At 65.2% G+C, this 6,016-nt stretch carries 6 protein-coding genes, 1 tRNA gene and 1 riboswitch; of the genes, 6 read left to right on the top strand and 1 reads right to left on the bottom strand.

Annotated elements, in window-relative coordinates:
- The first annotated feature begins 72 nt into the window (after window positions 1–72).
- The 6 genes from GR158_RS18560 (at window position 73) to GR158_RS18535 (ending at window position 5,765) form a co-directional block, all read left to right on the top strand.
- Complete coding sequence (locus tag GR158_RS18560; protein ID WP_160872128.1) at window positions 73–732, top strand: thiamine diphosphokinase; 660 nt, start codon at window positions 73–75, stop codon at window positions 730–732.
- A gap of 3 nt (window positions 733–735) precedes the next feature.
- Window positions 736–2,565: an ABC-F family ATP-binding cassette domain-containing protein gene (locus GR158_RS18555; RefSeq protein WP_160872115.1), complete on the top strand. Its 1,830-nt coding sequence runs from the start codon at window positions 736–738 to the stop codon at window positions 2,563–2,565.
- Between the two features lie 241 nt (window positions 2,566–2,806).
- Window positions 2,807–3,049 carry a hypothetical protein gene (locus GR158_RS18550; protein ID WP_134649251.1) on the top strand — a complete coding sequence of 81 codons (243 nt, stop codon included), beginning with the start codon at window positions 2,807–2,809 and terminating at the stop codon, window positions 3,047–3,049.
- Between the two features lie 100 nt (window positions 3,050–3,149).
- A riboswitch (SAM riboswitch) is annotated at window positions 3,150–3,227 on the top strand.
- 60 nt (window positions 3,228–3,287) lie between these two features.
- Window positions 3,288–4,211: a homoserine O-succinyltransferase gene (gene metA / locus GR158_RS18545; RefSeq protein ID WP_160872114.1), complete on the top strand. Its 924-nt coding sequence runs from the start codon at window positions 3,288–3,290 to the stop codon at window positions 4,209–4,211.
- Between the two features lie 4 nt (window positions 4,212–4,215).
- Complete coding sequence (locus GR158_RS18540) at window positions 4,216–4,668, top strand: GNAT family N-acetyltransferase (RefSeq protein WP_134649253.1); 453 nt, start codon at window positions 4,216–4,218, stop codon at window positions 4,666–4,668.
- An 83-nt stretch (window positions 4,669–4,751) separates the two neighbouring features.
- Window positions 4,752–5,765, top strand: a complete 1,014-nt coding sequence (locus GR158_RS18535; RefSeq protein WP_160872113.1) for an aldose epimerase family protein — start codon at window positions 4,752–4,754, stop codon at window positions 5,763–5,765.
- A 114-nt stretch (window positions 5,766–5,879) separates the two neighbouring features.
- Here the strand turns inward: GR158_RS18535 and GR158_RS18530 are convergent.
- Window positions 5,880–5,954 (bottom strand) — tRNA-Gly (locus tag GR158_RS18530).
- Between the last annotated feature and the right edge of the window lie 62 nt (window positions 5,955–6,016).

Raw genomic sequence — 6,016 nt, 5'->3', positions numbered from 1 at the left:
TCGGCCCGCGCCCGCCAATGCCAAATTCTTTCCCTTTCCCCGCAACATGCGCTAAGGGCATCAGCCATGACCATGCCGGCTTCGACAGATGAAACCTATGTCGTCCTCCTCGGGGGCGCGCTCGTCGCGACGCCGCGTCTGGCGGACGATATAACCGGCGCGCGCTTCATCGCGGCCGATGGCGGCATGCGCCATGCGGCAATGCTTGGCGTGACGCCGGATCTGTGGGTCGGCGATTTCGATTCCACGCCGCCGGAGCTTCTGGCCGCATGGCCCGATGTCGAGCGCCAGCCCTATCCGGCCGCCAAGAACGAGACGGATGGCGCGCTTGCCGTGTCCGTCGCCACCGGGCGCGGCGCCCGCTCCATCCTCCTTGCCGGCGCGCTCGGCGGCGAACGCAGCGACCATGCGCTGATGCACCTCATCCACGCCGTCTCGCTTGCGGAAGCTGGCATCGCCATCAAGCTCACCTCCGGGGAGGAGGAGGCGTGGCCGCTCCTGCCGGGCCGCCGCGTGATCGACCTGCCCGCCGGCAGCCTGTTTTCCGTGCTCGGCCTCACGGCGCTCTTAGGGCTTCATCTCGAAAACGTGCGCTATCCGCTCACCGATTTCACGCTGGCCTTCGGCTCGTCGCGCACCATTTCCAATGTCGCGGAAGGCCCCGTCCGCGTTTCGCTTGCCTCCGGCCGCGCGATCCTCATCGCCCGGCCCTATGATCTCTCAGGAGCCTGATCCTTGGCACCGCCCATTCTCAAACTCGATGATATCTTCTTGAGCTTCGGCGGCACGCCGCTGCTTGCGGGCGCGAGCCTGCAAGTGGAGCCGGGCGACCGCATCTGCCTCGTCGGCCGCAACGGCTCGGGCAAGTCGACGCTGATGAAGATCGCCGCCGGCCTGGCCGAGGCGCAGTCGGGCGAGGTCTTCCGCCACCCCTCGGCAACGATCCGCTACCTGCACCAGGCGCCGGATTTCGATGGCTACGACACGGTCGCCGCCTATGCCGAAGCTGGCCTCGGCCCGAGCGACGACCCCTACCGCGTCACCTACCTGCTCGAACATCTGGGCCTCGACGGCACGGAGGATCCGAAGTCGCTGTCGGGCGGCGAGGCGCGTCGCGCCGCACTCGCCCGCGTCATGGCGCCGGAGCCGGATATCCTTCTGCTCGACGAGCCGACGAACCATCTCGACCTGCCGACCATCGAATGGCTGGAAGGCGAGCTGCAATCGACCCGTTCGGCCCTCGTCGTCATCTCGCACGACCGCCGCTTCCTCGAAAAGGTCTCCAACGCCACCGTCTGGCTGGATCGCGGCCAGTCGCGCCGGCTCAACCGCGGCTTCGGCCATTTCGAAGCCTGGCGCGACGAGGTGCTGGAGGCCGAGGAGCTGGAGCAGCACAAGCTCGGCAAGGCCATCGAGCGCGAGGAACACTGGCTGCGCTACGGCGTGACGGCGCGCCGCAAGCGCAACATGCGCCGCCTCGGCGCGCTGCACGACCTGCGCGCCCGCTATCGCGGCCACAAGGGGCCGCAGGGCAGCGTGCAGGCCAGCGCCTCCGATGCGCAGGAATCCGGCAAGCTGGTCATCGAGGCGGAAAAGATCACCAAGGCCTATGGCGAGCGCACCATCGTCGCGCCGTTCTCCATCCGCGTGCATCGCGGTGATTGCATCGGCCTCGTTGGCCCGAACGGCGCGGGCAAGACCACGCTGCTCAAGATGCTCACCGGCCAGCTCGCGCCCGACAGCGGCACGGTGAAGCTCGGCACCAATCTGGAGATCGCCACGCTCGACCAGCGCCGCGAGGACCTCAACCTCGACGACACGCTCGCCCATTACCTCACCGACGGGCGCGGCGAGACGCTGCTGGTCAACGGCGAGCAGCGCCATGTCACCGGCTACATGAAGGAATTCCTGTTCCAGCCGGAGCAGGCCCGCACGCCGATCCGCAACCTCTCGGGCGGCGAGCGTGCCCGCCTCATGCTGGCGCGCATCCTGTCGCGGCCGACCAACCTGCTCATCCTCGACGAACCGACCAACGACCTCGACATCGAGACGCTGGACCTGTTGCAGGAGATCGTCGCCGGTTTCACCGGCACCGTGCTGCTCGTCAGCCACGACCGCGATTTCCTCGACCGCACCGTCACCTCCACCATCGCACCGGCCGATCCCGAAAACCCGGACGGACGCTGGATCGAATATGCCGGCGGCTACACCGACATGATGGCGCAGCGCCGCGGCGTCATCGAAGAGAAGCGCAAGGCGGAGAAGGCCGAGAAGGCGAAGGCGGCGGAAGCAGCACCGGCCGCCGCCCCCTCCGACGGCAAGGCCAAGGGCAAGCTCTCCTACAAGCAGAAGTTCGCGCTGGAAAACCTGCCGAAGGAGATGCAGAAGGCGGAAAAGGAGATCGCCGCCCGCGAGGCGAAAATGGCCGACCCCAACCTCTTCACCAAGGACCCCGCCACCTTCAACACGCTCGCCGCCGAAATGGAAAAGCTGCGCGCCTCGCTGACGAGGATGGAAGAGGAATGGCTGGAGCTGGAAATGCTGCGCGAGGAACTGGAGGGCTGAGCAGGCCCGAAACAGGCTCTCTCCTCTCCGTCGTCATCCTCGGCCTTGAGCCGAGGATCCATGCGGCACCCGCGTCGGTGGATGCTCGGGTCAAGCCCGAGCATGACGGAGGAGGGGTGGAATGCAGGCGAATGACCCCCCTGTTCCCCGCGAAACAGCGCGGAAGACGAGGCCATGGGATAGTCGGGTCATCGGATGAGACGCGCTCATCCTGCAACCCGAAAGAGATCAGGAGCCCCCCATGCGCAATTTCATCATCTCCGCCGTCGTCGCCGCTGTCGCCGCCGTATCCTTCGCCGCACCGTCCCATGCCGGTCACTATGGCTACGGCCACAAGCACCATGGCTACAAGAAGCATTACAGCTACAAGAAACACCATGGTGGCCACTACGGCTACAGGAAGCACCATGGCTACAAGAAGCACTACGGCGGCTACGGCTACAACAGCCACAACGGCTACAGCTTCTCGTTCGGCTACTATTGAGCCCTTCGCCTGCATTCTGACCGAGGCCCGGATGCCCGCTGCGTCCGGGCCCTTTACACTTGGAGGACGGCGGATTGATTCGCCGGCAAACAGGCGCTATCTAGGAGGTCGTGGTGATTTGGCCGGCCGGCTTGCAGCCACGTTAAACAAGTCGCTAAAGGGCCGCGCGAGGAAGAGCCTTACGTGGACCGGTTGCGACATCGTTGCGGCCGGTTTTTGTTTTGGATCGAGTTGAGACATGCCCATCAAGATTCCCGATACGCTCCCCGCCTTCCAGACCCTCGTCAACGAGGGCGTGCGGGTGATGACCGAAACGGTGGCGATCCGGCAGGATATCCGCCCGCTGCAGATCGGGCTGCTCAACCTCATGCCGAACAAGATCAAGACGGAGGTGCAGATGGCGCGCCTCGTCGGCGCCTCGCCCCTTCAGGTCGAGCTGTCGCTGGTGCGCGTCGGCGCCCACCGCGCGAAGAACACGTCGGAGGAGCACCTGCTTGCCTTCTACGATACCTGGGAGGAGGTGAAGCACCGCAAGTTCGACGGCTTCATCATCACCGGCGCCCCGATCGAGACCCTTGAATACGAGGAAGTCACCTATTGGGACGAGATGAAGCAGATCCTCGACTGGACGACGACCAATGTCCATTCGACGCTCAATGTCTGCTGGGGCGCGATGGCGGCGATCTACCATTTCCACGGCGTGCCCAAATACACGCTCGATGAAAAGGCTTTCGGCGTCTACCGTCACCACAACCGCAAGCCCTCGTCGATCTACCTGAACGGCTTCTCGGATGATTTCGAGGTGCCGGTCTCGCGCTGGACGGAGATCCGCGCGGAGGATATCCGCGCCGTGCCGGACCTCGAAATCCTGCTCGATTCGGACGAGATGGGTGTCTGCCTCGTCGAGGAGAAGGCGGGCAACCGCCTCTACATCTTCAACCATGTCGAATATGATTCGACCTCGCTGGCCGACGAATATTTCCGCGATGTCTCGGCCGGCGTGCCGATCAAGATGCCGCGGAACTACTTCCCGCACAACGATCCGGCCCTGCCGCCGCAGAACCGCTGGCGCGGCCACGCCCATCTCCTGTTCGGCAACTGGATCAACGAGATCTACCAGACCACGCCCTATGACCTCGAGAAGATCGGAACGGGAGCCTGATGCCATGAGCCGCGTCGTCATTCGCCCGCTGCACAAGGACGACGAGGGCGAATGGCGACGCCTGTGGACCGCCTATCTCGCTTTTTACGAGACGGTGCTGCCCGAGGCGGTCTTCGCCACCACCTTCGCCCGGCTGACGGGCGAGGCGGCCGAGGGCGAGTATCGCGGCCTGCTCGCCACGCTCGACGGCAAGCCCGTGGGCCTCGCGCATTATCTCTTCCATCGCTCCTGCTGGACGACAGGCAATGTCTGCTACCTCCAGGATCTCTTCGCCGACTCCGAAGTGCGCGGCGCGGGCATCGGCCGGGCGCTCATCGAAGGCGTCTATGCCAGGGCGCGCGAGGCCGGCGCACCGGAGGTCTACTGGATGACGCAGGAGTTCAACGCCACCGCGCGCCGGCTCTACGACCGCATCGCCGAAAAGACGCCCTTCATCGTCTACCAGAAGAACCTCTGAACATCCCGAAAAGTATGACTTTTCGATTGCGGATCGGCGGAAATTGCCGCAGTTTGCCGGCCGATGATCAGGGAGGACATTCGATGGGTGAAGGACAGGAGATTTTCGGGCGGCTCGGCTCCGGCGAGCCGGTGGAGCGCGTGACGATCCGCGGCGGCGGCCTCACCGCACGGGTCCTCACCTTCGGCGCCATCATCCAGGACCTGCGCCTCGACGGGCACGGGGCACCGCTGGTGCTGGGTTTCGAGGATCTCGCAAGCTATCTCACGCACGTCACCTATTTCGGCGCGACGGCCGGGCGCTGCGCCAACCGCATCGCCGGCGGCCGCTTCACCATCGACGGCACCGACTACCAACTGGAGCGCAACGAGCGTGGTGTGACTCATCTGCACGGCGGCCGTGACGGCACCAGCCAGCAAAACTGGCGCATCGCCGCCAGAGGCGCGGACTTCGTCACCCTGACGCTGACCGATCCCGCCGGCCGCGCCGGTTATCCCGGCACCTGCACTCTTACCTGCACCTATGCGCTGTCCGGCAACGGAACGCTCTCCGTCACCTATGACGCGACCACGGATGCGCCGACGCCGGTCAATCTGTGCCAGCACAGCTATTTCATCCTCGACGGCGGCAAGGACATCTTCGATCATGAAATCCGCATCGAGGCGGAACACTATCTGCCTGTCGACGAGACGCTGATCCCGACCGGCGAGATCCGCCCCGTCGCCGGCACGCCCTTCGACCTGCGTGACTGGACGCCGCTCCGCCGTCAGCTGGAACCGGGCGGCGTGGTCTTCGATCACAATTTCTGCCTCTCGGATGGCAGGGTGGAGCCGCGCCTCGTCGCCGAGGTCCGCAGCCCCGCCTCCGGCCTGTCGCTCCAGGTGGTGACCACCGAGCCCGGCCTGCAACTCTATACCGGCGCCTATATCAAGCCGCTGGAGGGCCTCGAAGGCCGCCGCTACGACGCCTTCTCCGGCCTCTGCCTCGAAACCCAGATCTGGCCCGACGCCATCAACCACCCCACCTTCCCCAACGCCATCCTGCGCCCCGGCGAGACCCTGCGGCAGAAGACGGACTACGTGTTCGGCAAGGGGTGAGGTACTCGCGAGAGAACGGCGGCGGCCGCCGTTCTCGCCACCGCGGTGGAGATCTATATCGCCCAAAACGCACAAAAGCCCCGGCGAACCGAGGCTTGGAAACTTTGGAGAGAATGGAGCGGGTGAAGCGATTCGAACGCTCGACCCCAACCTTGGCAAGGTTGTGCTCTACCCCTGAGCTACACCCGCTCATCGTCGACGGCCTGGGGTAGTGGTTGGCCGAAGGTCGCTGCGTTGCGGCGACGGGCGCT

It is taken from the genome of Shinella sp. AETb1-6 (assembly GCF_009826875.1).
In the GTDB taxonomy this organism is placed as follows: domain Bacteria; phylum Pseudomonadota; class Alphaproteobacteria; order Rhizobiales; family Rhizobiaceae; genus Shinella; species Shinella sumterensis.
This window is presented reverse-complemented; position numbering and strand designations above follow the sequence as displayed.